At 59.4% G+C, this 23,772-nt stretch carries 22 protein-coding genes and 1 tRNA gene; 4 read left to right on the top strand and 19 right to left on the bottom strand.

From position 1 onward, the window contains the following. Positions 1–96 precede the first annotated feature (96 nt). From gyrA to HMPREF9163_RS05745, 3 genes are all read left to right on the top strand, one after another. Positions 97–2,544 carry a DNA gyrase subunit A gene (gene gyrA / locus HMPREF9163_RS05735; RefSeq protein WP_009440761.1) on the top strand — a complete coding sequence of 816 codons (2,448 nt, stop codon included), beginning with the start codon at positions 97–99 and terminating at the stop codon, positions 2,542–2,544. A 205-nt stretch (positions 2,545–2,749) separates the two neighbouring features. After that, entirely contained in the window at positions 2,750–2,971 is a 222-nt protein-coding gene (gene relB, locus HMPREF9163_RS05740) for a type II toxin-antitoxin system RelB family antitoxin (RefSeq protein ID WP_009440762.1), read from the top strand. Then, the gene (locus HMPREF9163_RS05745; protein WP_009440763.1) at positions 2,968–3,234 is read left to right on the top strand and encodes a type II toxin-antitoxin system RelE/ParE family toxin; all 267 of its coding nucleotides are present in this window, start codon (positions 2,968–2,970) and stop codon (positions 3,232–3,234) included. Before relB ends, HMPREF9163_RS05745 begins: the two co-directional genes overlap by 4 nt. Before the next feature lie 67 nt (positions 3,235–3,301). Here HMPREF9163_RS05745 and dsdA read toward each other — a convergent pair whose 3' ends face one another. From dsdA to HMPREF9163_RS11515, 19 genes are all read right to left on the bottom strand, one after another. Then, entirely contained in the window at positions 3,302–4,630 is a 1,329-nt protein-coding gene (dsdA, locus tag HMPREF9163_RS05750; RefSeq protein WP_009440764.1) for a D-serine ammonia-lyase, read from the bottom strand. 20 nt (positions 4,631–4,650) lie between these two features. After that, a complete protein-coding gene (locus HMPREF9163_RS05755; protein WP_037346264.1) occupies positions 4,651–5,136 on the bottom strand; it encodes a hypothetical protein in 486 nt (161 codons plus the stop codon). A gap of 53 nt (positions 5,137–5,189) precedes the next feature. Beyond that, complete coding sequence (locus tag HMPREF9163_RS05760) at positions 5,190–6,764, bottom strand: AAA family ATPase (protein ID WP_009440766.1); 1,575 nt, start codon at positions 6,762–6,764, stop codon at positions 5,190–5,192. A 14-nt stretch (positions 6,765–6,778) separates the two neighbouring features. Continuing rightward, positions 6,779–7,231 (bottom strand): hypothetical protein, encoded by a 453-nt coding sequence (locus HMPREF9163_RS05765; RefSeq protein ID WP_009440767.1) that lies wholly within the window; start codon positions 7,229–7,231, stop codon positions 6,779–6,781. Then, complete coding sequence (locus HMPREF9163_RS05770) at positions 7,228–7,458, bottom strand: hypothetical protein (protein WP_009440768.1); 231 nt, start codon at positions 7,456–7,458, stop codon at positions 7,228–7,230. Before HMPREF9163_RS05770 ends, HMPREF9163_RS05765 begins: the two co-directional genes overlap by 4 nt. Then, positions 7,451–9,184, bottom strand: a complete 1,734-nt coding sequence (locus HMPREF9163_RS05775) for a DUF456 domain-containing protein (protein WP_009440769.1) — start codon at positions 9,182–9,184, stop codon at positions 7,451–7,453. The genes HMPREF9163_RS05770 and HMPREF9163_RS05775 overlap by 8 nt, the downstream gene beginning before the upstream one ends. 111 nt (positions 9,185–9,295) lie before the next feature. After that, positions 9,296–10,138: a MurR/RpiR family transcriptional regulator gene (locus tag HMPREF9163_RS05780; protein WP_009440770.1), complete on the bottom strand. Its 843-nt coding sequence runs from the start codon at positions 10,136–10,138 to the stop codon at positions 9,296–9,298. Positions 10,139–10,142: 4 nt separating this feature from the next. Then, on the bottom strand, positions 10,143–11,060 hold the full coding sequence (locus tag HMPREF9163_RS05785; protein ID WP_009440771.1) for an ROK family protein: 918 nt from the start codon (positions 11,058–11,060) through the stop codon (positions 10,143–10,145). Positions 11,061–11,085: 25 nt separating this feature from the next. Next, complete coding sequence (locus HMPREF9163_RS05790; RefSeq protein WP_009440772.1) at positions 11,086–11,538, bottom strand: YhcH/YjgK/YiaL family protein; 453 nt, start codon at positions 11,536–11,538, stop codon at positions 11,086–11,088. Between the two features lie 150 nt (positions 11,539–11,688). After that, positions 11,689–12,360 carry an N-acetylmannosamine-6-phosphate 2-epimerase gene (locus HMPREF9163_RS05795; RefSeq protein ID WP_009440773.1) on the bottom strand — a complete coding sequence of 224 codons (672 nt, stop codon included), beginning with the start codon at positions 12,358–12,360 and terminating at the stop codon, positions 11,689–11,691. 132 nt (positions 12,361–12,492) lie between these two features. After that, entirely contained in the window at positions 12,493–14,070 is a 1,578-nt protein-coding gene (locus HMPREF9163_RS05800; RefSeq protein ID WP_009440774.1) for a PTS transporter subunit EIIC, read from the bottom strand. Between the two features lie 27 nt (positions 14,071–14,097). Then, positions 14,098–15,255, bottom strand: coding sequence for an N-acetylglucosamine-6-phosphate deacetylase (gene nagA, locus HMPREF9163_RS05805; RefSeq protein ID WP_009440775.1), 1,158 nt, complete (start codon positions 15,253–15,255; stop codon positions 14,098–14,100). Next, complete coding sequence (gene nagB, locus HMPREF9163_RS05810) at positions 15,252–16,001, bottom strand: glucosamine-6-phosphate deaminase (protein WP_009440776.1); 750 nt, start codon at positions 15,999–16,001, stop codon at positions 15,252–15,254. Before nagB ends, nagA begins: the two co-directional genes overlap by 4 nt. A 295-nt stretch (positions 16,002–16,296) precedes the next feature. After that, positions 16,297–16,370, bottom strand: a tRNA-Gly gene (locus HMPREF9163_RS05815). A gap of 50 nt (positions 16,371–16,420) precedes the next feature. Next, positions 16,421–16,852 (bottom strand): hypothetical protein, encoded by a 432-nt coding sequence (locus HMPREF9163_RS05820; RefSeq protein ID WP_037346406.1) that lies wholly within the window; start codon positions 16,850–16,852, stop codon positions 16,421–16,423. Positions 16,853–16,974: 122 nt separating this feature from the next. Continuing rightward, positions 16,975–19,080 carry a TonB-dependent copper receptor gene (locus HMPREF9163_RS05825; RefSeq protein ID WP_009440778.1) on the bottom strand — a complete coding sequence of 702 codons (2,106 nt, stop codon included), beginning with the start codon at positions 19,078–19,080 and terminating at the stop codon, positions 16,975–16,977. Between the two features lie 202 nt (positions 19,081–19,282). Continuing rightward, on the bottom strand, positions 19,283–20,455 hold the full coding sequence (locus HMPREF9163_RS05830) for a phosphoribosylaminoimidazolecarboxamide formyltransferase (protein WP_009440779.1): 1,173 nt from the start codon (positions 20,453–20,455) through the stop codon (positions 19,283–19,285). Positions 20,456–20,554: 99 nt separating this feature from the next. Continuing rightward, positions 20,555–21,343, bottom strand: a complete 789-nt coding sequence (locus tag HMPREF9163_RS05835) for an SDR family oxidoreductase (protein WP_009440780.1) — start codon at positions 21,341–21,343, stop codon at positions 20,555–20,557. A gap of 317 nt (positions 21,344–21,660) precedes the next feature. Continuing rightward, positions 21,661–22,752 (bottom strand): zeta toxin family protein, encoded by a 1,092-nt coding sequence (locus HMPREF9163_RS11515; RefSeq protein WP_009440781.1) that lies wholly within the window; start codon positions 22,750–22,752, stop codon positions 21,661–21,663. A 413-nt stretch (positions 22,753–23,165) separates the two neighbouring features. On the opposite strand from HMPREF9163_RS11515, the gene HMPREF9163_RS05845 reads away from it, so the two are divergent. Then, positions 23,166–23,759: a hypothetical protein gene (locus HMPREF9163_RS05845; protein ID WP_009440783.1), complete on the top strand. Its 594-nt coding sequence runs from the start codon at positions 23,166–23,168 to the stop codon at positions 23,757–23,759. The last annotated feature ends 13 nt before the right edge of the window (positions 23,760–23,772 follow it).

Raw genomic sequence — 23,772 nt, forward strand, 5'->3', positions numbered from 1 at the left:
ACACCTCCTCACATTCCCCTCACACATAGACTTTTCCCCGCGAAAATGCTATAATCAACGTGGCATTTTATAGAACGAACACAAAGAGGTGACATTTTGGATCTGGATTTTGGACAGGGGCGCATCGTCCCGGTCAACCTCGAACACGAGATGAAGAACTCCTACATCGACTACGCGATGAGCGTCATCGTGGCGCGTGCGCTGCCGGATGTGCGTGACGGCCTAAAGCCCGTACACCGCCGCATCCTGTACGCGATGCAGGGCTCGGGCATGACGAGCTCCAAGCCGTACAAAAAGTCGGCGCGCATCGTCGGTGAAGTGCTCGGTAAATATCACCCGCACGGCGACAGCTCCGTCTATGACGCGATCGTCCGCATGGCGCAGGACTTCTCCATGCGCTACATGCTCGCCGACGGACACGGCAACTTCGGCTCGGTCGACGGCGACTCGGCGGCGGCAATGCGCTACACCGAGGTACGTATGTCGAAGATCGCAGAGCTCATGTTGCGCGACATCGACAAGGAGACCGTCGACTTCACCGACAACTACGACGGCTCGGAGAAAGAGCCGACCGTTCTCCCCGCGAAATTCCCGCAGCTCCTCGTCAATGGCACGGCGGGCATCGCCGTCGGCATGGCGACGAACATCCCGCCGCACAACATGGTTGAGGTCATCAATGGCACACTCCTGCTCATTGACAACCCCGAGACCACCATCGAGGAACTGATGGGTGTCATCAAAGGGCCCGACTTCCCAACGGCGGGGCTGATCCTCGGCACCGAGGAGATCCGCAAGGCATATACGACGGGACGCGGCGTTGTGAGGATGCGTGCACGCGCCCACATTGAAACCATGAGCAACGGGAAGCCGCGCATCATTGTCACCGAGCTCCCGTACCAGGTCAACAAGGCACGTCTCATCGAGAAGATCGCCGAGCTCGTCCGCGACAAGCAGATCGACGGTGTGACGGATCTGCGCGACGAGTCCGACCGCAGTGGTATGCGCATCGTCATTGAGCTGCGCCGCGACAGTGCCCCCAACGTCATACTGAACCAACTTTATAAGCACACGCAGCTGCAGGACAGCTTCGGCATCATCATGCTCGCCCTCGTCGACGGGCAGCCCGTCATCATGAACATCAAGCAGATGCTCGGGCACTACATCAGCCATCAGGAAACGGTCATCACGCGGCGCACGCAGTACGAGCTCGCAAAGGCGGAAGCACGCGCCCATATCCTCGAAGGTCTGACCATTGCCCTCGATCATCTCGACGCTGTCATTACAACGATTCGCGAGAGCCGTACAGCGGACATCGCACGCACGGCACTCATGGATGGGTTCAAGCTCACAGAGAAGCAGGCACAGGCGATCCTCGATCTGCGTCTCCAGCGCCTCACGGGACTTGAGCGCGAGAAGATCGAGGAGGAGTATCAGGAAGTTCTGAAGATGATCGAGGAGCTGAAGGGCATCCTTGCCGACCGCATAAAGGTGCTCGCCATCATCAAGAACGAGCTCATCGAGGTACGCGACAAGTACGGCGATGCGCGCCGCACGGAGATCACGTTTGACGCGAGCGAAATGGACATCAAAGACCTCATCGCCGAGGAAGATGTCGTCGTCACGCTCACGCTGAACAACTACATCAAGCGAATCCCGCTCGACACCTACCGCCGACAGCGGCGCGGGGGCGTCGGCGTGAAGGGCATGGGGACGAAGGAGACGGACATCGTCAGCGACCTCCTCATCACGACGACGCATCACGACATCCTCTTCTTTACGAACCGCGGGCGCGCATTCGTGCTGAAGGCATACGAAATCCCCGAGAGCGGGCGGCAGGCGAAGGGCACCGCCATCGTGAACCTCCTCGCTGTCGAGAGCGACGAGCGCATCACCGCCGTCATTCAGGTCAAGGAGTTCAAGCCCGACCGCTTCCTCTTCCTTGGCACGAAGCGCGGCGTGGTGAAAAAGACGCCGCTCGCCGAGTTTGCCAACATCCGCAAGAGTGGGCTGCGCGCCGTCAACCTTGACGAGGACGACGAGCTCATCGGCGTGAAGTTCACGGACGGCGAGAACCGCATCATGCTCGGTACGCGCGGCGGCAAGGCAATCTGCTTCCCTGAGGACGGCGTGCGCTCGATGGGACGCATCGCGCGCGGCGTGCGCGGCATCAGCCTCAGCGACGGCGATGAAGTTGTCGCGATGGACATCCTCAAGAGCGACTCCGAGGTGCTCACCGTCACCGAGGGCGGCTACGGCAAGCGCACGACCGCCGAGGAGTACCGCACGCAGACGCGCGGCGGCAAGGGACTCATCAACATGAAGGTCACGGACAAGACCGGCTCCGTCGTCGGCATCCGCGTTGTGCGCGAGAATCAGGAGCTCATGCTCATCACGACGGACGGCATCGTCATCCGCACGACCGTCGACGAGATCTCGCTGATCAGCCGCAACACGCAGGGCGTCAAGCTCATGACCCTCGGCGAGAGCGACCGCGTCGCCTCGATGGCGACGATGAACCGCATCGTTGACGCGCCGAGCGAGTAAGCACAGGATTTACAAAGGCGCAACCATCTGATAGAATGAAAAAGCATCCAATCGATTGCCTCCGTCTGGGGAGTCGCCCCATTCCGATCGCGTCGATTGGATGCTTTTTGTCGGAATTCTTGCGGCTCTCCCACGCCTATGGTATACTGTAGACGAAAACACTAGAGGGAACTGAAATCTCTCGTCGTCAGAAAGGAGGCGTCCCATGAGCCTTGCCGTTCATCTGAACCCGCGCGATGCGAAGCTCTTTAAGAAGCACGCAGCCCGTAGCGGCATGACCCTCTCCGCGTTCGCCGCTGCGGCCATGCGCGAGCGCATGGAGGACGAACTCGACCGTCAGGCATATGAGGAGGCCATGGCAGAGTTCCGCAAGAACCCCATTACCTACACCTTGGAAGAGGTAGAGAAAGAGCTGGGACTTGCATGAGTTATCATGTCGAGTTCAGCCCACAGGCGAAAAAGCAGTTAAAGAAACTCGACCGCTACGTCTACGCAACAATCATCGCATGGATTCGTCGTAATCTCGAAGGATGCACTAACCCGCGCCTTCACGGCAAAGGACTGACGGCGAACCTCAGCGGTCAGTGGCGCTACCGCGTAAACGACTACCGCCTCATTGCGGACATTCAGGACGACAGGGTCATTATCCTCGTTGTGCGCGTTGCACACCGCAGCGCCGTCTACGATTAACGGACATCAAAACGCTCCGCTTCTCACCCAGAGAAACGGAGCGTTTTTACGTGCAACAATATGAACTTCAGCGATATGTCGCGAGATATTCTGTCCAGATCTCCTCGGGGACGAGTCGGCCGCCTGTCGCCCACGCGATCTGCGTCGCATGCCCGAGGCGCTCTGGCGTAAGTCCGTGCACGGCGCAGTAGGCGCGCGCATCGGGGAAGCGCAGGAGTCCGAGCGGCCCTGCAAACGAGGCACAGCTCGACGGCTCGATGCGGATGCCCTCGCTCGCATTGAGGTCGCGCAGATAGTCGTAAAGATGCGCCTCCGAGACCGTAAATACACCCGCCATATGGTTCGTCATGATGCGCGTCACGAGGCTGGATGGGCTGGCACAGGCGAGACCGTCCGCATCCGTCTTGCCCGCGATGCCGATGTCGTGCACACTCACCTGCTCGTATCGCTGCGTCGCGACGCCGAGGAGGACGGAGGGACACTGTGCCGGCTCGACAAAGAAGCAGTGCACGTTGTCGTGATAGAGGCGGCGCAGTCCGTACGAGACGCCGCCCGGCGCACCACCGACACCCGCAGGAATATAGACAATGAGCGGATGCTCGCTGTCCACTGTAATATTAAGGTCGGCAAGCTGCGCGGCAAGGCGCTCGGCGGCGACGGCGTAGCCGAGGAAGAGATCGACGGACTTTTCATCGTCGACGAAGTGACTCATCGGATCGGCGTCCGAGGCACGCCGCCCCTCTGCAACTGCACGCGAGTAATCATCCGCATATTCGATGACCTCGACGCCGTGGCTGCGCAGGAGGTTCTTTTTCCACGCTTTTGCATCCGCCGACATATGCACGCGCACGCGGAAGCCGATCGCCGCACTCATGATGCCGATGGACATGCCGAGGTTGCCTGTGGAACCGACCTGCATGGTGTAGCGTGCGAAAAAATCACGCATATCGGCGAGCTTACCATAGTCGTCATCTATGGTCAAAAGTCCTGCACCGATCGCCAGATCCTCCGCGTGTTTCAGCACCTCATAGATGCCACCGCGCGCCTTGACTGAGCCCGCAATGGCGAGGTGGCTATCCATCTTGAGCAGGAGGCGGCCGGGGATCACAGCGTGATACTCTGCCGCAAGGCGCTGCTGCATCTTCGGAATCGGGCGCAGGGGCGACTCGATGAGTCCGTTCGTCTCCTCCGTCTCGGGAAATGCACGGCGGATGAACGGGGCAAAGCGCTGGAGCCGCGCAGCTGCATCCGCAATATCTGCATCGGATACGACGAGCTGAGAGAGACCGTCCACCATGTCAAACGGCAGGAGGCGCGGGTTGATCCACGCGGTCTCCTCTGCATCCGCGACCGCGCGCAGTGCGGGGTCAGCGGCGATAAGGGCGTCTCTGTTCATTGAAATCTCCTCCTGTTCATTTACTGTACGACAGAGACGGAACCGTCGCTGCTGATGGCGCGGCAGACGTCGGTATAGACCTCGACGAATTCGTAGCCGCCGCGTGCGGCGAGGGAGCGGGCGCGCTCCATCCCTGCGGGGAGTGGCTCTCCGCGCTTGTAGTGCTCGATGATGCCCCCTGCGATGGTGAGGGTGTGCACCTCGTACGGGTCGCCGAGGTAGCATTTCGAGACAATGCCGATGAGGACGCCCGCGAGATCGAGTACGTCGGGGAACTCTGCACGGATGGCGGCGAGGATTGCCTCACGCTCCGCTGCGTTCATTGTGTGTCCGCCCGCGTCGAGTTTATGAATTGCCTCGATGTATGCCTTGGAGCGCTGCTTCTTGAGGAGGCGCGCCGTCTGCATCGCGTCGGTCTTGCTCTCGGTCTTTGCGGGCGCCGCTGTCGATAGACTCAGCTTCGCCGTCTGCATACTCTCTGTACGATTGAGTAATGGTCGCGGCATATTATTCCTCCCTGAAATGTATCATAATGCTGCGCCGCGGCGACGCGAACGCATTATACCAACACTCTGCGCGTGCGTGTCTCAGTGGATTTCTTCAGCTCGGTCTCGCTGCCGATGGGGCGGCCGCTCGCGGGGACGGCGCGTTCGCGTCCCCAGTCGCGGATGGCGGCGATCTTCTCGGGTGCGGTCTCGGAGAGCGGGACGACGTTGCCGAATGCCGTGCGCAGATTTTCTTCATTTAATTGGAAATCGGGATTCGCGATGACGCGATACGCGAGATCGCGCACGGTGGACTCAAGATCCGCGCCCGTAAAGCCGTCGGTCATGGCGACGAGGGTGTCAGCGAATGCGCCCGCGAAGTCGAGCTCCAGATATTTCCGCATATAGAGGCGCAGGATGTCGCGGCGCTCGTCAGCGGTCGGCAGATCGATGAAGAAGAGTTCGTCGAAGCGCCCGCGCCGCAAGAGCTCGGAGGGGAGCATGGAGACATCGTTCGCAGTTGCGACGACAAAGACCTGCTTGCGGCACTCCTGCAGCCAAAAGAGGAACTGCCCGACCATGCGCGTGGAGACGCCGCCGTCATTCGAGCTGCCTGCGCCCGAGAGCCCCTTCTCGATCTCGTCGATCCAGAGGATGCACGGCGCGACGTTCTCGGCGGTGGTGAGTGCGTCGCGCAGCTGCTGCTCGGTCTGCCCAACGTAGCTGCCCTGTACGGTTGCAAAGTCGAGGCGGTAGAGCGGCAGTTTCCAGTTCGCGGAGATCGCCTTTGCTGAGAGGGACTTGCCGCAGCCGGGCACGCCGACGAGGAGGATGCCGCGCGGGGACTTGAGCCCCTTTTCGCGCAGGAGGCTCCGCTTCTCTGCCGTAAAGAGGAGGCGTTTCTCGTCGAGCCAGTTGCGGAGACCCGCAAGCCCGCCGACATCGCGCACGCTCTCGTCAACCTCGATCTTCTCGAGTCCGGAGATGTCGGAGAAGAGGCGATCCTTTGCCGTGCGCACCTCGTCCATGTCCTCCTTGCGGATGGATTTCTTCGCGATGAGCGCCGCCATGACGTTCTCTGCCTCAATGGCGGTGACTCCACTGAGTATGGACGCTGCCTCGCGGATGTCCATATCATCCCATTCGATTGTGATCTCTGCGCGGTAGTCGTCGATATAGCCGCGGATGATGGCGTACATCTCGTCCTCATCGGGGAGCGGCAGCGAGAGGGTGAGCCCGAGGCGCTGCAGGCGGTTCCAGATGGCGGAGGTTGTGAGGACGATGATCTGCCCGCCGGTCTCGTTCGCGAGGGTCACGAGGTCGAGCAGCTGGCGCGCGTCGCTCGTGTCGGTCGAGAGGTCGGGGATCTCGGTGAGGACGAGGGTGAGGTTCGCGCGGTGCTTCATCTGCTCGCCGATGAAGTCGATGGCGCCGTAGATGGATTTGTCCTCGTTCAGAATTTTATCGGTCGCGAGGTCGTAGACGCCCTTGGAGAGGGTGTGGATGCAGAACGGGAGGGAGAGCTCTGCCGCGACTTCCTTCAGCAGGTCGAGGGCGCGGGCGCGCTCAACGGTGTGGAGCGCGATGAAGGGGATGCGCGCGATGCCGTAGCGCGCGAGAAGTTCTTTACACTCGTTTCGTGCGGTCATAGGAAACCTCCCTGTCAAGATACTAAAATGTTCACCCGATGACTGCGCACGAGGGCGCTCATCTTGCCGCTGCGGTCACTCTTTGCAGAGTTCTCGAGGCTCTCCTGCATATGGTCGGCGGCGTGCTGTACGAGGTCGACGAAGGACGCGCGCTGCTCCTCTGGGAGTGCAGGGAGATCTGCTGCCGTGCGCAGGTAGGCGAGGGTGCGGCGCAGGCTGAGGAGCGCGCCGATCATACCGCGCTCCTCCGTCGCGTGCTGCATATCGCGGTCAAATCGGTCAGATGCCGTGTTGATGCGCGCGTTGATTGCATCTGAGAAGCGCTTTGCAAATCGCTCGGCAACGCCGGACTGCCATGCGAGCGTTCCTGTCTGCAGCGCGTGCAATATATCCTCATCTGCCGTGCCCTCCGCGAACTGCCGCAGGAGTGCCGTCCACTCCGCATAGGTCTTCGGCGGAGCGATCATGGGCGCTTCCTCCGCACGGGCGCCATCGGCGGCTCGAGGTTCCACGCGGGCAGCCCCTCGGCGAGCACCTCCGTCGTTCCATAGGCGCTCATATCCTCCGCTGCCGGGGCAGCGGGACGGATGGGCGCAAATGCGGCTCTGTGCCGCTCGGACGGGCGCATGGGCTTTCCCTCATCGTTGCGCAGCGACTCCTTTGGAATCGCCGCAAACGGGTTCTGTTCAGACATGGCTCCCCTCCTGTATCTGTATACGACGACCTTTGTCCATACTGACGCGGAATTCTGCGGGGTTCAGCTCCGAGAGGAAATCGATGACGTTCTTGCTCTCCGCATCGCGCTGTGCGAACTCGTCGCGGTAGTCCACGACCTCGGCGAGGATGCCGCACAGGATTGCCATGCCCGACTCTCCCTGCTTTGCATAGTCCTCCATCAGGGCAGCGCGCTGCTCCTCGAGTGCGCGTACAGCCGTACGGTAGGAGTAGTACATATACGCGCCGATGGCAATGCCGATGACGAGCCCGACGGCGCCGCCGAGGTAGAATCCGAGGACGGCTGTGAGGATGCCGCCCCACTGCGCAAATTTCTGTCCGTTCGTCAGGCGCAGATTTGCAAGCGCGAGGTCGCGCTTGTAGTCGTTCCACGCCTGAAAGCGCTTGAGCAGTTCCGCTTCGTTCTCGCCGTCCGCCGTCTCGCCCTCGAATCCGCCGATCTTGAACGAGATGATGTTCGGAACGGCGGCGCGATTCTCGGCGATGTGGTCACGGTAGGCCGAGAGAATCCAGTCACGCGATACGGCGAGCGCCATTTTCTGTGTCATGACGCTCGCATGCGACTCCGCGGGATTCATGGCGGCATCCGTGAGGAGCTGCATGAAGTCGCGCCGCTCCTCGAATGCCTTTTCCTTCAGCTTCATCTCGCGTTTTGCGCGCTCCTCATCGCCGCCCGCATCGACGACGAGCTGCTCGAGTGCCGCCGCCGCGCGCAGGGGCTGCTCCGCCGCGTCGAAGTCGGTCACAAGGCTCGTGAGGATGCGGTCGAGCTCCTGTACGAGAGTGCGCAGGGGCGGCTGCTGTTCAAAGACTTGCTTTAGATGGCCGTAGAATTTCTCGTGCAGATATGCGCCGCCGAGGACGCGCTGCATGTGGACGATGAGCGGGCTGTACTTCGCGAGGTAGGGATAGCTGTCCTCCTCGGGTTTCTCCGGCTGCATGACGTCGAGCGCCTTTTTCCAGCGGCGTTCCTGCTCCTCGACAAAGCCCGCCTTCTCCGAGAGACGTTCGATCCACGCATCGATCTGCCGCGTGAGCAGACCCTCCGTATCGCGTCCGAGGAGGCCGCTCGCATAGGCGTCGACGATGAGAATCGCCTTGCGGTCAAGCGATGTCTCGTCCTGCCGCATGAGATAGTGCTGTGCCCAGCGCAGGGCGGATGCGCTGCGCTCCGCGCGGCGACAGACGAGCGCGAAGAAGAGCGAGGTCTTCTCCTCGTCGCGGCGCAGGGCTTCCTTCAGCGCGCGCTGTGCGATCTCCTCGTTGTCGCTGATCCACGCCGAGAGGGAGACGAGCGCGGGCGCGAGCCAATACTCGGGCGCGCGCAGCATCAGCTCCTCACTCGCCGCACGGATCGTCTCCTGCCGCACAATAGCAAGGTCATTCGCCTGCAATATTCCCTTCGTAGTGCGGCGAATGACTGCGTAATGTCCATACTTTTGCTCTAGTTCCTGCCGCAGCTTCACGAGACGCGTCTCCGCCAGCTGCGCACGGCTCGAGAGTTTCTGCGCATCCACGAATGCGTGGAAATCCTGCGTCAGCTCCTCGAGGTCGTCGCGCAGAGCTTCGACCTCCCTGCCGACAGCAATCACATTCCCATTCGTTGTGTCGATATAGTCGCCCAGTTCCCGCAGACGGCTCGCGATATGCGACAGATCCGCCTGCGCAATCACCCGATTACTCATACATTTCCTTTCTTTCTTCCAATGATATGAGATGATTATAGCATTGATTGTCGTTTTCGAGAAGCAGGAAATGACAAAAGCTCCGCCTCTCGCAGGAAGCGGAGCTTTTTGTTACAGTTTCATCTGCCGCACGGCTTCGGTTGTGCGGATTTTCTTTTCCATCGCACTCGGCGGGAGGATCTTCAAGACCTCTGTGTAGACGAGATCGACGAGGAAGAACTGTGCCATCTTGGACGCAATGGAGCCGGTCTCGAGCGGGGTCTCCTCGGCGATGTAGGTGAGGCTCACGTCGGAGGCGCGTCGCAGGCTGGACGGATGGTTCTCCGTGAGCGAGATGATCCTGAGGCCGCGCGCGCGTGCAATATCGACGGCTTCGAGGATCTCCGCCGTCTCGCCCGAGTGCGAGATGGCAAAGATGACGTCGCTCGGCTCCATGATGGCGGCGATCATGCGCATTGTGTGGTTGTCGCGCGGAGCGATGCAGTTCATGCCGATGCGCAGGAATTTGAAATAGGAGTCCTGCGCGATGATGCCGGAGTAGCCCAGCCCGATGAAGGCAATGCGCTGCGCCCCGATGAGGAGATCAACGCAGGCGTCGATGGTCTCGTTGCGGATGATGTCCTGCGTCTTCTCGAGCGCAATCATGTTCGCGGAGAGGAGCTTGCGTGCGGTCTCGCGCGCACTCTCGTTGTTCCGAATGTTGCCGCGGTCGAGATAGCGTCCGAGCTCCGCGCCCTCCTCGGCGAGCGCCGCCTTGAAGTCGGCGAGGCTCGCAAAGCCCATCTTCCGCACGAAGCGCGTGCAGGTCGCCTCCGCTGTGCCGCACGCAAGCGCAATCTCGCGGATGGTCATGCGCGGGATGTCCGTAAGGCGCGCGCGGATGCAGTTGATGATTTTGCGGTCGCCCTTGGAGACACGGAACGGCGGGTTGTCCAGCTGGCTGAGTATCTTCACCGTATCACCTCGCTGCTATCATAGCAGATTTTTTAGCTCTCCCCATGCCCTGCAAGAAATGTACGAGTGCGCCGAGCATCCCCGCATCGTTTCCCGTTGCAGCAAATGCGATCTTGGTCACCTCGTAGACGCGCGGCGGTAAACGATCGCGGAGCGCTGCCTCAAGGGGCGGGCGCAGCGCCGACTCCTGCGCCATGATGCCGCCGCCGAGGACAATGCACTCAGGATTGACGACTGCGACGACATTGGTGATTGCATCCGCAAGCGCGGTGACGAGCGCGGTGACTTCCTCTGCCGCCGCAGGGTCGCCCTTGGCGAGGAGATCGAATACGGCGCGCCCGTCGATGCTGCCCGAGGGCAGTCCCTTTGTGCGGCAGACGGAGCTGACGAGATGGGTTGCGGAGCAGCGGTCATGCAGACGTCCGCCGGGGACGCGCATATAGGCGATCTCGCCCGCGCTCATGGATGCGCCGTGTATGACGCGCCCATCCACGATAAGGCATCCACCGATGCTCGTGCCGACGGTCATGGCAAAGAGGGAGGAGCAGCCCCGTCCCGCGCCCTTCCACATCTCGCCGAGCGCGGCGCAGTTGACATCGTTCTCGACGGAGGTGGGGAGGCCGAATGTATCGTGCATCAGGGCTTTCCAGTTCGTGCCCGTGTAGTTCGGGATGGCATCCTCAAGGGAGTAAATGATGCAGCCCTCCTGCGGGTCAACCATGCCTGCCGTGGAGATGGCGACGCCCTTCACCGCATGTGCCGCCAAAGCCTCACGCACGATCGCCGTGACTTTGCGGACGATACCTGCGCCGCCGTGCTCCCTTGCCTCGGTGGGGACGGAGCCGTGCGTGAGGAATATGCCCTCCGCAGTTGCCACGCCGTATTTGATGGCGGTGCCTCCGATGTCGATGCAGATAACCATGGATTTCCCCTCCGTTCTATCCCCTCTATTCCACGCGCACCTTGAAAATCCCCTTTTTCAGCGGTGCCGCCTCGTCCACCTTTACACCGGAGCGGTGGACGTCCTCGGGGTAGCAGATGAGAAAGTCACCGGGACGCATGATGGTCGAGGACGTGACTGCGCCGTCTGCGGGCACGTAGTCCTTGTCCTCCTCGTAGGGATGCGTCTGCATCCGCTCGATCAGGCTCACGTCGATGATCTCCGTACCCTCGGAGAGGACGTGGATGTCGATGTAGGCGCGGTGCGCCTCCCAGATCTTCTCACTGCGCTCACCCGTTGTATAGTGCGCAATGTTGACGTAGAGATCGTCTCCCGCGATCTCGTTGCGCCCCGTGGGCAGCGCCGCGAGGTCGTGCTCCCGTGCAAAGGCAAGCGCCTGCTGGATGCGCGGCGGGAGAAATGCATAGGTCTTTTCGTGATGGATGCTGCCGTAGATCATAGAAACCTCCTTGAAGCTTTTTCCCTATTGTATCAGTCCCGCTTGTGCCGCGCAACTGTACGGACGAAGATCAGCCGACCACTTTGTTCGACGACGCATTCCACGCCTCCTCTTTCTCCCCCGCCAAAGACCGTCGTCCCTGCAGGTGCCTCATGCAATCGCGTCGGCAAAACGACGCGCTATAACCTGTGGGCGCGTGATGGCGGAGCCGACGATCGCGCCGAAGACGCCCGTCTGCATCGCCTCCACCAGTTCCTCCGGCGTATTGATGCGCCCCTCGGCAAAGACGGGGATGGGCGCATCCTGCGCGAGGCGGCGCATCAGCTCGAAGTCTGGTCCCGCGATCTGCGGGCTGTACGGAGTATAGCCCGACATCGTGGTCGAGATCGCATCGACGCCGAGCTCCGCCGCCCTCATGCCCTCCTCATAGGTAGAGATGTCGGCGAGAATAAGGCGGTGCGCGGCGTGAATGCGTGCGATGAGATCACGTACGTCGGTTTTCTGTGGGCGGTTGCGTGCCGTCATGTCGAGCGCGATCATCTCACAGCCCGTGCCGATGAGTGCATCAATCTCGCGCATGGTCGGCGTAATAAAGATGGGGGAGTCCGCATAGTTCTGCTTGATAAGACCGATGACGGGCAGCTGCGCGACGGCGCGGATCTCCTCAATGTCCGCAACGCTCTGTGCGCGGATCGCGACCGCGCCGCCCTCCTTTGCCGCGCGTGCCATGCGCCCCATGATGAACGGACTGTGCAGCGGCTCATCGGGCAGTGCCTGACAGGAAATGATGAGTTTTCCCTTCACTTGATCAAAGAAATTCATCCAAAGCCCTCCAATTTATTTTTATTTATAATAATTTATTATATATTATTCTATATTGTTTTTAAAAAGAAAAATACGAAAATATTTTCAGCCATAGGAGATATATTTCCGTATTTTTCACAATCATATTCGTCAGAGGTTCAACTGTTCCTCAACTTCATTTTTAATTACAGTTACCTGCGGTCCATAGATGACCTGGACACCATTCCCGCTCGCGAGCAATCCCCGGCTGCCGGATTCCTTGAGCAGACGCTCGCTGACCTTGCCGGCATCCTTTACCGTCACACGAAGGCGCGTTGCACAGCAGTCAAGTTCCTCAATATTATCCCTGCCGCCGAGTCCCTCGATCACGAGATCGGCACGATAATGATCCGACGCGCTCTCTGCGGCGACGGGTGCTTCCTGCGGCTCCGTCTCATCCTCACGTCCGAGTGTTTTGAAATCAAACTTCAGAATGAGATACTTAAAGGAGAAGTAATAGAGGAAGAACCAGGGGATACCGACCATCGGGATGTAGAGCCAGTTCGTCTTTGCATCGCCCTGCAGCACACCGAACAGTATGAGATCGATACAGCCGCCCGAGAACGTCTGCCCGACCGTAATCTGCAGGATATGCGCAATCATAAAGGCGCAGCCGTCAAAGAACGCATGCAGCACATAGAGTGCCGGTGCAACGAAGAGGAAGGAGAACTCGATCGGCTCCGTGATGCCGGTCATAAAGGAGGTCAGTGCCGCAGAGAAGAGGAGACCGCCAACGACCTTCTTGTTCTCCGGCTTTGCCGTCTGATACATGGCAAGACATGCGCCGATAAGTCCGAACATCATTGTGATAAAGCGTCCTGACATGAAACGTGAGATGCCGATATAGTAATGCTGTGTGTTCAGATCGCCAAGCTGGGCGAAAAAGATGCGCTGTGTCCCCTCGACGAGTTGCCCGTTGATGATCTCAGAGCCGCCGAGTGCCGTTGTCCAAAAAGGAAGATAGAAGATATGGTGCAGTCCAAACGGGCCAAGCATACGCAGGACGAATCCATAGATCAGTGTGCCGATGTACCCCGTTGCATCAACAATACCGCCAAGCCCAAAGATCAGCTGCTGGAAATGCGGCCATACGAAGAACATAATACACCCGAGAAAAATCGAGGAAAAAGAGCAGATGATCGGTACAAAACGCGATCCGCCAAAGAATCCAAGGAATGGCGGAAGCTCGATCTTATTGAATCGCTTATGCAGGAGATACGTCATAAGACCAACCACAACGCCGCCGAAAACACCCGTCTCCAAGGTCTGAATGCCGAGACTCATTCCCTGCCCGACACTTGCAAGATTCTCTTTCGCAAGCGTCCCCGTAATGATAAGGAGTGCATTGATGGTCGCGTTCATCACAAGCAGCGCGAGCACAGAGGCAAGACCTGCCGTTCCCTTATCGCTGCGCGCAAGTCCGACGGCGATGCCGACAGCAAAGAGAATAGCGAGGTTCGCAAAGACGATGCTGCCTGCGGATGCCATAATTGTGAAGATATTCTGCAGCCAACCAATATCGAGGAATGGATACGCCTTGACCGAATTTGGATTCGACAGTGCGCCGCCAATGCCGAGCAGAAGGCCTGCGGCAGGAAGCACAGCGATCGGCAGCATAAAGGATTTCCCGAACCGCTGTGCTTTGGCGAAAAATGAACTCTCGCCGCTTGTTTGTCCGAACAAACTCATAAAAATACCTCCTCATAAAATAACATTTTATGGAACAAAGCAATCCCGCCCGCCAACAATTGTACGCCGTATCCGAAACTCCTCGTCAAAGATCGCGATGTCCGCATATTTTCCGACGCTGAGCGAGCCGAGGTCGTCGTAGACGCCCAGTTCTTCGGCGGGGGTACGCGTCGCCATCTCTACAACGGCGGGAATCTCTGCGCCCGTATTCGCACGCAGGATGCGCAGCCCGTCGTTCATGCAGAGGACGCTGCCCGCGATCGTGCCGTCCGCGAGCGTTGCGAGTGTGCCCTTGACGTAGACCCTCTGCCCGCCGAGTTCCGAGACGCCCTCGCCGAGACCGCAGGCACGCAGGGAATCCGTGATGGGGATTAGGTTTCTCCCGCGCTTTGCATGATAGATGATGCGCTGCATTGCGGGATGGACGTGCACATTGTCCACGATCAGCTCGCAGTTCGCCTCCGTGTCGAGTCCCGCACCGAGCACGCCCGGATGGCGGTGATTGAGCGGCGTCATCGCATTGCACAGATGCGTAACATGGGTTGCACCTGCTGCAATCGCCGCGCGTGCGGTCTCGTAGTCCGCCGACGTGTGACCGATGGAGACGACAATGCCGTGCGCCCTGCAATTCTCGATAAAGTCCTTCTCCGTCAGCGTCTCGGGTGCGATCGTGATGATCTTGATGACATCCGCATAGGGCGCAATTTTTTCAAATGCAGCGGGGAGAATGTAATGCTCGTCCTGTGCACCCTTTTTCGCGGGGCTGATGAAGGGTCCCTCCATATGCGCCCCGAGAATGCGTGCCCCGCGCGAACCCTGCTCTGCCATTGCCGCGCGGATGCGCACGAGTGCACTCTCCACGGAATCGAACGCGCAGGTCATCGTGGTCGGGAGGAAGGAGGTCACGCCCGTCCTCGCTTGGAATGCGGCGATCCGTGCGAGTGCTCCCGCGTCCTCATCCATTGTATCCGCGCCGTCGCAGCCGTGGATGTGGACGTTCAGAAAGCCCGGCGCAACATACGCGCCCGCAGCGTCGATAATTTCATCCGCATCGGATGGACTGAACTCCGCGGCAGGGATGATCTGCATAATCCTCTCATCATAGCAGAGGACATCGTCTGTCTGTGCCTTAAAATGTCCGTCTTCATCGGGAATGATGAGGACACCGTTGCGAATCGCCTTCATCGGGAGTCACGCTTTCCCTCGCTCAGGAGTGCGCCCGCCTCGTGATCGACGATGAGGGTCACGCTCGGATGCAGCTGCAGGATGGAGGCAGGTACCTGCGGGGTGATTGCGCCCTTGACCGCGTCGCGTACCGCCTCTGCCTTCTCCGCTCCGCTCGCGAGCAGGACGATATGACGCGCGCGAAAGATCGTGCCAATGCCCATACTCATCGCCTCGCGCGGCACCTCCGCCGCCGAGGCGAAGAAGCGCGCATTTGCCTCGATCGTGCTCTCCTTCAACGCGACCTTGTGCGTTGTGCGTGTGAACGATTCTCCCGGCTCGTTGAAGCCGATGTGCGCGTTGCGCCCAATGCCGAGGAGCTGCATGTCGATGCCGCCTGCCGCCATGATTGCCGCCTCGTATTCCTCCGCCTCACGCGCGGGATCGCTCGCAAGCCCGTTGGGGAAGAAAACGTGATCCTTGCGGATGTTCACATGGTCGAAGAGGTTCTCGTGCATGAAGCGGTGATAGCTCTGCGGGTCATCCTCGGCGAGACCGACGTACTCATCCAGATTGAACGAAGTCGCCTGTGAGAAGTCCAGCCCGACCGTCTGATACAGCCAGACGAGATTCTGATAGAGCTCGACCGGGGTGCTGCCTGTTGCAAGCCCGAGCACCGAGTCCGGCTTGATCCAGAGCTGCCCCGCAATGATCTTTGCCGCCTCCTCGCTCATCTTTTTATAGGTATCCGTAAAAATGATACGCATTGCGATACTCCCTTCTATAGGATCTGTCCTGAATTCTCCTATAATATAGCACAATTCAAAAAATAATGCAATTATATTTCATAAAATTGCTGATAAATATTTTATTTGCATAATTAAAGAAAATATATTTCTTTTTTAGATATAAAAATACGTACGTGATGTGTTCTCATCCTAAATTGGAATATCAAATCGGACAGCAGAGCGTAACAGAATCAAAAATTAAGAGTGGAGCGGTAAGATGAGCGGTGAGCGCGCAAAAAAGCACTGTCATGAATGACAGTGCTATATTCTCATATGGAGCGGGCAATGGGAATCGAACCCACCTCCCGAGCTTGGGAAGCTCGTATTCTACCGATGAACTATGCCCGCGATGTTGAGTATCATAGCAGATTCAGGGCGTTTTGTCAAACGCGAATGCCTCACTCCTCAGGCAGGAGCATGGCAAGATCGGGCATGAGCTTTGTGATGTCACGGATAAAGACGCGCAGGACGCTCACCATGACCTCGGGATCGAATGCCTCGGGGTTGTGCGGAACGACGACATCGGCGAGGATGGCGGTGTCGGAGGTGAGGTAGAACTTCACGAGGCGGCTGTCCTGATTCTGCCGCATGAGCCAGCCCGTGAGCAGCATGGCGTTCGTGTCGTCGACAGCGTTCTGAGCGAGGCGGATGCGAATGGTGGCGTATGCGGTGGAGTCGATGATGACGACGATCGGGAGCCGCCGCCCCTCGACCTCGATCTCGCTCTCAAAGATGGCGGTATTGCGGTCGTCGCCCGCCTCACGGATCTGGAAGCCCGTGATATTTTCCTTCTTAATATATTCCTCGAATGTTTTGGCCGCTTCGATCACGACCAATCACCTCCCCATTCTGTGCGCATCATTCCAATAATAATTTATTATAGCACAGAGGCGCGAAAAGGGGAAGAAAAAAAGCCGCCGCACGATGCGGCAGCTTCGTCGGGAAATATGTGTCAGAATTTATAGTTGCTCTTGAACCAGAGCGTGCGTCCCGGCTCTGTGATGTGACCGCCGGCGGAGATGCCGAGCGCGGGGATTGCCGCCTCGCTGTAGTTGACGAATTCGGCGTAGGTCTTGTTGAAGAGGTTGTCCACACCGAAGGAGAACGTCAGGTTCTCGTCGGGGCGGTAGGCGAGACTAAGGGAGAAGATGCCAAAGCCGCCCGTGGGGCCGTAGTCCGTGCCCGTGACGCTGCCGTAGCCTCTATGATAGCGGTTCTGCTTGCTGACGAGCCGCCAGACGGCGTTTGCCTCCATTTTCCTGTGGCTGTACTTCGCCGTGAGATTCGCCTCGAGCGGGGCGATCTGCGGGAGCGCCGCATCGTTCGTGCGGTCGTCGCCGCGCGTGTAGGCAAGCGATGCACCGAGCGTCCAGCGCGGAGAGACGGTGCGCGTGACCTCTGCCTCGAAGCCGTAGAGGCGTGCATTCACGTTGCCGTAGGGGGTGCGTGCATTCATGCCCATGCCGATCTGCGGCAGACGCAGGATGAAATCATGGATGTGCGCATAGTAGAGGGAGAGACTTGCATTTGTCTTCTCGCCCGCGTAGACCCAGCCGAGGTCGAGCTGCGTATTCTTCTCCTTGCGCGGACGTGTGGCGGCGGGGGTGGCGTGCATGCCGAGACGGCGATTGCTGTAGGCCGCCCACGTGTGATACGCCTCCCAGTAGTCGGCGGGGCGCTCTGCGTGGCCGAGGCCGACGTAGAACGTCAGCGGCTGCTTCTTTGCTGTGTTTTCCCAGCGTACGAAGCCGCTGACGGCATGGTCGCTCGCACTGCCGGGGACGAGATCGCGCGTGAGCGCCCCCATGCCGTTGCGGAAGCGGGCGTTGTGGTAGTCCGTCTCCGTCCGATCATAGCGCAGTCCTGTGCGCAGGCGGCTGCGTGCGGCAAGGTCACGGCTGTACTCGAGGAAGATGCCGAAATTCTTGATGTCCATGTCGTTGTTCGGCGAACCCTTCAGCCGTCTGTGCGCCTCGGCGAAATAGTGTGCGTCGCGGCGCAGATCGATGCCGATGGCGCCCGTTGACTGCGGGGAGAAGCGCAGGTCGGTGACGGCGCGCATACCGTACTGCACGCGCTTGACGTCCGTGCCCATCATTCCACCCGGACGGAATGTGTAGTTGTCCATGATGTGGTCGATGGTATCGTTGTTGAAATTCAGCGTGAGTTTCTCCACGACGGGTGAGAGATGCGCCCGCTCGAACTTCACGGCGTAGCTGTCGCGGTCGAACTGGCTGCCGTCCATCATGCCGTGCGCGTACTTTGCCCAGCCGCGGCTGCGGTCGTAGGAGACCTCAAAGAGGGTGTCGGGGTCGGGGGTGAGACCGAGGATGCCCGTGAGGCTGTGGCGGCCGTAGCCGGAGTGGATGCGCCGCCCGTCGCCGTCCGCATAGTCGCGCGCATAGCTGCGCGTCTGGATGATGCGTGCGTAGCCCTCCGCACCGCCCGCCGTGACATCGGTCAGCTCATCAAAGCGGTGGTTCGATGCGCCGAGGACGGAGATGTTGCCGCGTACGCCGGGCTTTTCAAAGCGTTCCGTCTCGCGTTCAAAGATGACGCTACCCGCGACATTCGCCCCGTAGCGGACGGTCTGCGGCCCCTTGTTCACGATGATGCGGCTGAACGTCTCGGGGAATGCGTAGGTCGATGTGGGGTCCATGCGGTTCGGACAGCCGCCCGACATCATGCCGCCGTTCATGTCCATCACCATGCGCGAGCCGCCCATGCCGCGCATCATCGGATCGCCGCCGAGCCCGCCCTTGCGGACGACGGAGAAGCCGGGGATGGTCTTGAGATAGCCTGCACCGTCGGCGGCGGGGATGGGCTGGCGCGGGCGCTGCGGATCGGTGGAGAGGGTGAGCGGCGATGCCGTGCGGTAGCCCGTGATGATGACCTCATCGAGGGTGAACTCGTACATTCCGTCATCAGCGGCAGCGGGGCTGTTCATCGTGCCGTGCATATCCATCTGCATTGTTTGGGCTGCGTATGCGTGCGCACCAAAACATGCCGTGCTGAGCACCATGCCGAGCAGAGCAAGGCGGCGGGGGAAGCGGTTCATTCCGTATACCTCCTGTAGAGTAGAAAATGAGACTTATTATACAATAGATGGCAGAATGATAGCACGATTCTGATAGGAAAATCAAATAGAAATATTTAATAGTAGAACGATATATGAGAATGGGATGCGAAAAACATTCAGTGAAATGAAACAGCCTCCCCCATATCGTGCGGGGGAGGCCGGAAAACGGAGGTGATGTATCTCAATGATGAAAGAGGCGGATGTGGGTTATCGCCATTGCAATGCCGTACTTGTCGCACGTCTCAATGACGTTGTCGTCGCGGATGGAGCCGCCGCTCTGTGCGATGTAGGAGACACCGCTCTGGTGGGCACGCTCCACGTTGTCGCCGAACGGGAAGAATGCGTCCGAGCCGAGTGCGACCCCCTTGACGGTGCGGAGGTAGGCACGCTTTTCCGCACGCGTGAACGGTGCGGGTTTCTCGGTAAAGAGCCGCTGCCAGTCCGCTGTGAGCAGAGCGTAGTCGTCCTCGTCGCCCGCCGCATAAACGTCGATGGCATTGTCACGGTCGGGGCGGCGGATGTCGTCGCGGAACGGAAGCGCGAGTACTTGCGGGCTTTGACGCAGCTGCCAGATGTCCGCCTTGTTCCCCGCGAGGCGCGTGCAGTGGACGCGTGACTGCTGCCCTGCACCGACACCGATCGCCTGTCCGTCGACGGCGTAGCAGACCGAGTTGGACTGCGTATACTTCAGCGTGATGAGGGCGAGCAGGAGATCGCGGCGCGCAGTTTCGGGGATGTCTTTGTTCGCCGTCGGTCGGTCGGTCAGGCACTCCTCCGTGATGTGCACGTCGTTGCGCTGCTGCTCGAAGGTGACGCCGTACACATCCTTGCGCTCGAGCGCGGGCGGCGCGTAACTCTCGTCCATTTGGAGGATGAGATAGCTGCCCTTGCGCTTGGATTTCAGAATCTCAAGCGCCTTCTCCGTATACCCCGGCGCGATGATGCCGTCGGACACCTCGCCGCGCAGGAACTCTGCGAGGCTCTCATCGCACACATCCGAGACGGCGGCAAAGTCGCCGTAGGAGCTCATGCGGTCCGCGCCGCGTGCACGCACGTATGCACACGCGACAGGCGAGAGCTCGCGTCCTTCGGCGGCGACGGTGCGCGCCAGCGTCTCGCCGAGCGGCAGCCCGAGCGCTGCGCCCGCGGGGCTGACGTGCTTGAACGAGGCAGCGGCGGGCAGCCCCGACATCTCTTTCAGCTCGCGCACGAGCTGCCAGCTGTTCAGTGCATCGAGCAGATTGATGTAGCCGGGGCGTCCGTTCAGCACGGTGAAGGGCAGCCCCCCATCCGCGTAGACGCGCGCGGGCGTCTGGTTCGGGTTGCAGCCGTATTTGAGTGCGATTTCGTTCATTGTGAGCGCTCCTTTTCTCTCGCATCTGTTGTTCTCGCTTTATTATAGCGACGCGGGGGGAGATTTTCAACTGGGGAGATGCACGCATCCTTTGCCCCATCATACCTTTTGATTGCGCGCGGAATTGCCGGCATAAGGGAGCTGTGGGGCGCACAGACGGAAGGTGAGCGTCTCGCGGTCGACGATGCCGAGGGTCTGGTCGCTGTCGTAGAGGGCAAGCAGGAACTCTGCCATCTGCGCGCTCGTGTGATATGTGCCGAATACTTTGTCGTAGTCATAGGCGGGGTTGTCGTTCGCGACGGCGCCAAACTCGGTCTGCGTGGCGGCGGGTGCGAGGAGTTTTGCGCGCAGCTTTGCCCGGCGTGCCGCGAGCTCCTGCGCGAGTCCCTCGGTGAAGGCGCTGACGTAGAATTTCGTCGCGCAGTAGGCGACGACGTTCGGCACGATGAGGTAGCCGCCGACAGAGGAGATGTTGATGAGCTGTGCGCCCTCAGTATCCGCGAAGTCGCGCACGAAGAGCGTGGAGAGGATGGTCAGCGCTTCGATATTCAGGTGCAGCATCTGCTGCATCCTGGGGATGTCCTGTGTGCCGATTGCGCCGTAGGTGCCGAAGCCCGCGTTGTTGATCCACGTTCCGATCGGGAGTGTGCGCAGATCGTCATAGAGGTGCATGACGTTCTCGGGGACGGAGAGATCGGCAGTCCTCACGATGATGTCGAGCGACGGATGCGCTGCATGGATTTCGTCCTTGAGCGCGTTCAGCCGCTCGGTACGGCGCGCAATGAGGACGAGATTGTGTCCGCGGGCGGCGAATGCCGTTGCTGCGGCGGCGCCGATGCCCGCACTCGCACCGGTGATGACGGTGTATTTGTTGTTTTGCTGAGCCATATGAAAACCTCCTTGTCCGATGCGGAAAAACGATTTGCCTGCTTTGCTGTCCTGTCGTATAATAAGTGTAGAAAAAGGTGCTATCGTGTAAACGGTCAGCCCTTATATAGTGGAAAAGTAACCGCCTATAGATTGGACTCCTAGGGGCGGTTTACTTTTTGGTTAAAAGTAAAACTAGAACGATGAACAGCAACAGAGTTACATTTGTTTCGTTCATCGCCGATCTAAGGCTTCGATTGACCGCCTACCGAATAGATAGCACCCCAATTATTATAGCATATCTATGACAGCTTCAGCTGTCTTTTTTGCTGCAGAACTCAGTAGGAGTGCAGCGCCTCATCAAGCAGGTCTTCAGGTACATATGGCGCGTAAATGCGGCGGAGGTCGTCGCGCTCTTCGGCGGAGAAGGGGCGTGCCATTGCGCGGCGGAGCGCTTCGGCGGGACTTCCTCCCTGTTGGTTCTCCTCATACAGACAAGCACCTGTGCGGTCATAGAGACGGATTGCATCGAATCGGTGCATCTGGTCGAGGGCATCGAGGTTTGCGGCGATGTCCCGCACGACGCGGTCGTGATGCTCGCGCGGAGTCCTGCGCGGGTGCATGCCGAATTCCCGCATGCGCGCATAGCGGCGCAGGGTGCCAAGATACGAGAGGAGGGGCGGGACGGCGAGGAGATTCAGCGAGACGCGATAGCCGCGCGTGGCGAGGAGCTCCCGTGTGCGCAGCGGCGCTTCCTGTGTGCGGAGCGTGCCCTCGATGATGAGGTGATAGCCCTGTGCGCTGAGTGCGTCGATGAGCGCCTCGGTCATCCTGCCCGCGAATTCCTGCGTGTGGAGAACGGCATCGTCGCCGAAGTGCGCGCGGAGCTCTGCAATGTGCGGGTGAAACGGGCGATAGGCATCGCCGCTGATGAAGATGATGTTGCCCGAGTGCGCACCTGTGAAGAGATCTGCCATCGTGGTCTTGCCCGCGCCGGGCTGTCCTGCAATGAGATACGCCAGTGGCTGCGCGGCGGGCAAGCGTCCCTCGGTGAGGATGCGGATCAGTGCGTCCCGTTGGTATTGGAACTCTTCGGATGTGACGCTTGCAAGCGATTCGCGCAGCGTGCCGTTCATCTCCTGCGGAGCAGCTGTGCGGGCGGGCGTGTCGTCATCTTGCATACCCGCAAGGAGATCGCGGGCAAGTCCATATGCGCCGTGCAGCATGGCGATCTCCTCGCGCGTGCGGTAAGTCGTGCCGAGCAGTGTGTTCCACATACGGCACAGCGCCTCATAGAGGAGCGTGCGCGCGTGTGTCTCTGCGTCCTCGGTCTGCCGCAGGGCGTCCGCGAGGAGCGCGGCAATCGCCTCGTAGAGAGCTTCCTTCTGCTCGGTGACTTCATAGTCGAGTGCAAGCTGTTCGTGCTGCATATCGTTCTCCTCTGTTGACACAAAAATGATTTGACGCAGTCTTCGTCCTGTCGTATAATAAGCGTATAAAAAGTGCTATCATGTAAACGGTCAGCCCCAATACGTGTTTTGGTGAGAGACCCGCCTAAACTTTGCTGGAGCAGGCGGGTTTTCTTATGCCTTTAACGCAACAATGCAAATTGTTACGAGGAATACCAACGACAAAAAATCGTAGAACTCCATGAGTTTCGCCCCTTTTCAGGGGCTAAATTGACCGCCTACCGAATAGATAGCACCAAAAATATTATATCACAAAAGGCAGCACTTGGCTGTCTTTTTGTTTCCCATAGTGCCACAAGCGATTGTGAAAATACTGTATTTTTCTACGAAGAAGGATTATAATAGAGGATATGAAGCGTGAACGGAGGTAGATCATGGAGGAGCAGAGGCTTTCGACGATTGAGATTCTGGAGGGGCATCAGGGCTCGGCGTGTTTTCGGATCATGCCGGTGGCACTTCCCGATGAGGGGCTGCTGCCGGGCGCGGGCGATGAGGTTTTCACGAAGGTTCTGCGGCGTACGGCTGAGGAAATCTCCATCGACGAAGACGATGTGGAGATGTTTTTGTTTTATTTCCTCAAGCGGAATTACAATCAGGAGCGCTCCATGCTCTATCGCAGGCTGGAGCATCCCGAGCCACTCGGCGTGGAGTTTGAGTGGAATCTGGAGGATAACGTATACAGTTATGACGAGATGCGCCGGATGCTCGCGGAGATGCGGGAGACGGCTGCGCGGCTGGTCTTGGACTACGATGATCCGTCTCTTGCGGGTGTGAAGGAACGCTTTCGTGCGAGCGCCTTTGTGCATGAGTCTGTGTCTGTTTGGGAGATGACGCCAGTGCAGGAGCAGGTGTTCATCCCCCCCAATATTGCTGTGGCAACGGATTTCTACGAGCGCTTTGCGCGGCGCATGGAGCTGATGATGGCGCGTGCGCCGCAGTTCTCGGACGTTTCGTTTACAGGCCCGTGAGGAGAGAAAGGGA

It is taken from the genome of Selenomonas sp. oral taxon 138 str. F0429, from assembly GCF_000318175.2.
In the GTDB taxonomy this organism is placed as follows: Bacteria; Bacillota; Negativicutes; order Selenomonadales; family Selenomonadaceae; genus Centipeda; species Centipeda timonae.

What these genes read in the sequence shown, in the direction of transcription:
- HMPREF9163_RS05775 (WP_009440769.1), bottom strand. Translation starts at nt 9,184, where the DNA reads ATGAGTAATCGGGTGATTGCGCAGGCGGATCTGTCGCATATCGCGAGC.
- HMPREF9163_RS05745 (WP_009440763.1), top strand. Translation starts at nt 2,968, where the DNA reads ATGAGTTATCATGTCGAGTTCAGCCCACAGGCGAAAAAGCAGTTAAAG.
- HMPREF9163_RS11515 (WP_009440781.1), bottom strand. Translation starts at nt 22,752, where the DNA reads ATGCAGCACGAACAGCTTGCACTCGACTATGAAGTCACCGAGCAGAAG.
- HMPREF9163_RS05765 (WP_009440767.1), bottom strand. Translation starts at nt 7,231, where the DNA reads ATGATCGCTCCGCCGAAGACCTATGCGGAGTGGACGGCACTCCTGCGG.
- HMPREF9163_RS05795 (WP_009440773.1), bottom strand. Translation starts at nt 12,360, where the DNA reads ATGAATTTCTTTGATCAAGTGAAGGGAAAACTCATCATTTCCTGTCAG.
- HMPREF9163_RS05770 (WP_009440768.1), bottom strand. Translation starts at nt 7,458, where the DNA reads ATGTCTGAACAGAACCCGTTTGCGGCGATTCCAAAGGAGTCGCTGCGC.
- HMPREF9163_RS05835 (WP_009440780.1), bottom strand. Translation starts at nt 21,343, where the DNA reads ATGGCTCAGCAAAACAACAAATACACCGTCATCACCGGTGCGAGTGCG.
- HMPREF9163_RS05790 (WP_009440772.1), bottom strand. Translation starts at nt 11,538, where the DNA reads ATGATCTACGGCAGCATCCATCACGAAAAGACCTATGCATTTCTCCCG.
- HMPREF9163_RS05755 (WP_037346264.1), bottom strand. Translation starts at nt 5,136, where the DNA reads ATGCCGCGACCATTACTCAATCGTACAGAGAGTATGCAGACGGCGAAG.
- HMPREF9163_RS05830 (WP_009440779.1), bottom strand. Translation starts at nt 20,455, where the DNA reads ATGAACGAAATCGCACTCAAATACGGCTGCAACCCGAACCAGACGCCC.
- HMPREF9163_RS05800 (WP_009440774.1), bottom strand. Translation starts at nt 14,070, where the DNA reads ATGAGTTTGTTCGGACAAACAAGCGGCGAGAGTTCATTTTTCGCCAAA.
- HMPREF9163_RS05785 (WP_009440771.1), bottom strand. Translation starts at nt 11,060, where the DNA reads ATGGTTATCTGCATCGACATCGGAGGCACCGCCATCAAATACGGCGTG.
- HMPREF9163_RS05825 (WP_009440778.1), bottom strand. Translation starts at nt 19,080, where the DNA reads ATGAACCGCTTCCCCCGCCGCCTTGCTCTGCTCGGCATGGTGCTCAGC.
- dsdA (WP_009440764.1), bottom strand. Translation starts at nt 4,630, where the DNA reads ATGAACAGAGACGCCCTTATCGCCGCTGACCCCGCACTGCGCGCGGTC.
- HMPREF9163_RS05760 (WP_009440766.1), bottom strand. Translation starts at nt 6,764, where the DNA reads ATGACCGCACGAAACGAGTGTAAAGAACTTCTCGCGCGCTACGGCATC.
- nagB (WP_009440776.1), bottom strand. Translation starts at nt 16,001, where the DNA reads ATGCGTATCATTTTTACGGATACCTATAAAAAGATGAGCGAGGAGGCG.
- HMPREF9163_RS05845 (WP_009440783.1), top strand. Translation starts at nt 23,166, where the DNA reads ATGGAGGAGCAGAGGCTTTCGACGATTGAGATTCTGGAGGGGCATCAG.
- relB (WP_009440762.1), top strand. Translation starts at nt 2,750, where the DNA reads ATGAGCCTTGCCGTTCATCTGAACCCGCGCGATGCGAAGCTCTTTAAG.
- nagA (WP_009440775.1), bottom strand. Translation starts at nt 15,255, where the DNA reads ATGAAGGCGATTCGCAACGGTGTCCTCATCATTCCCGATGAAGACGGA.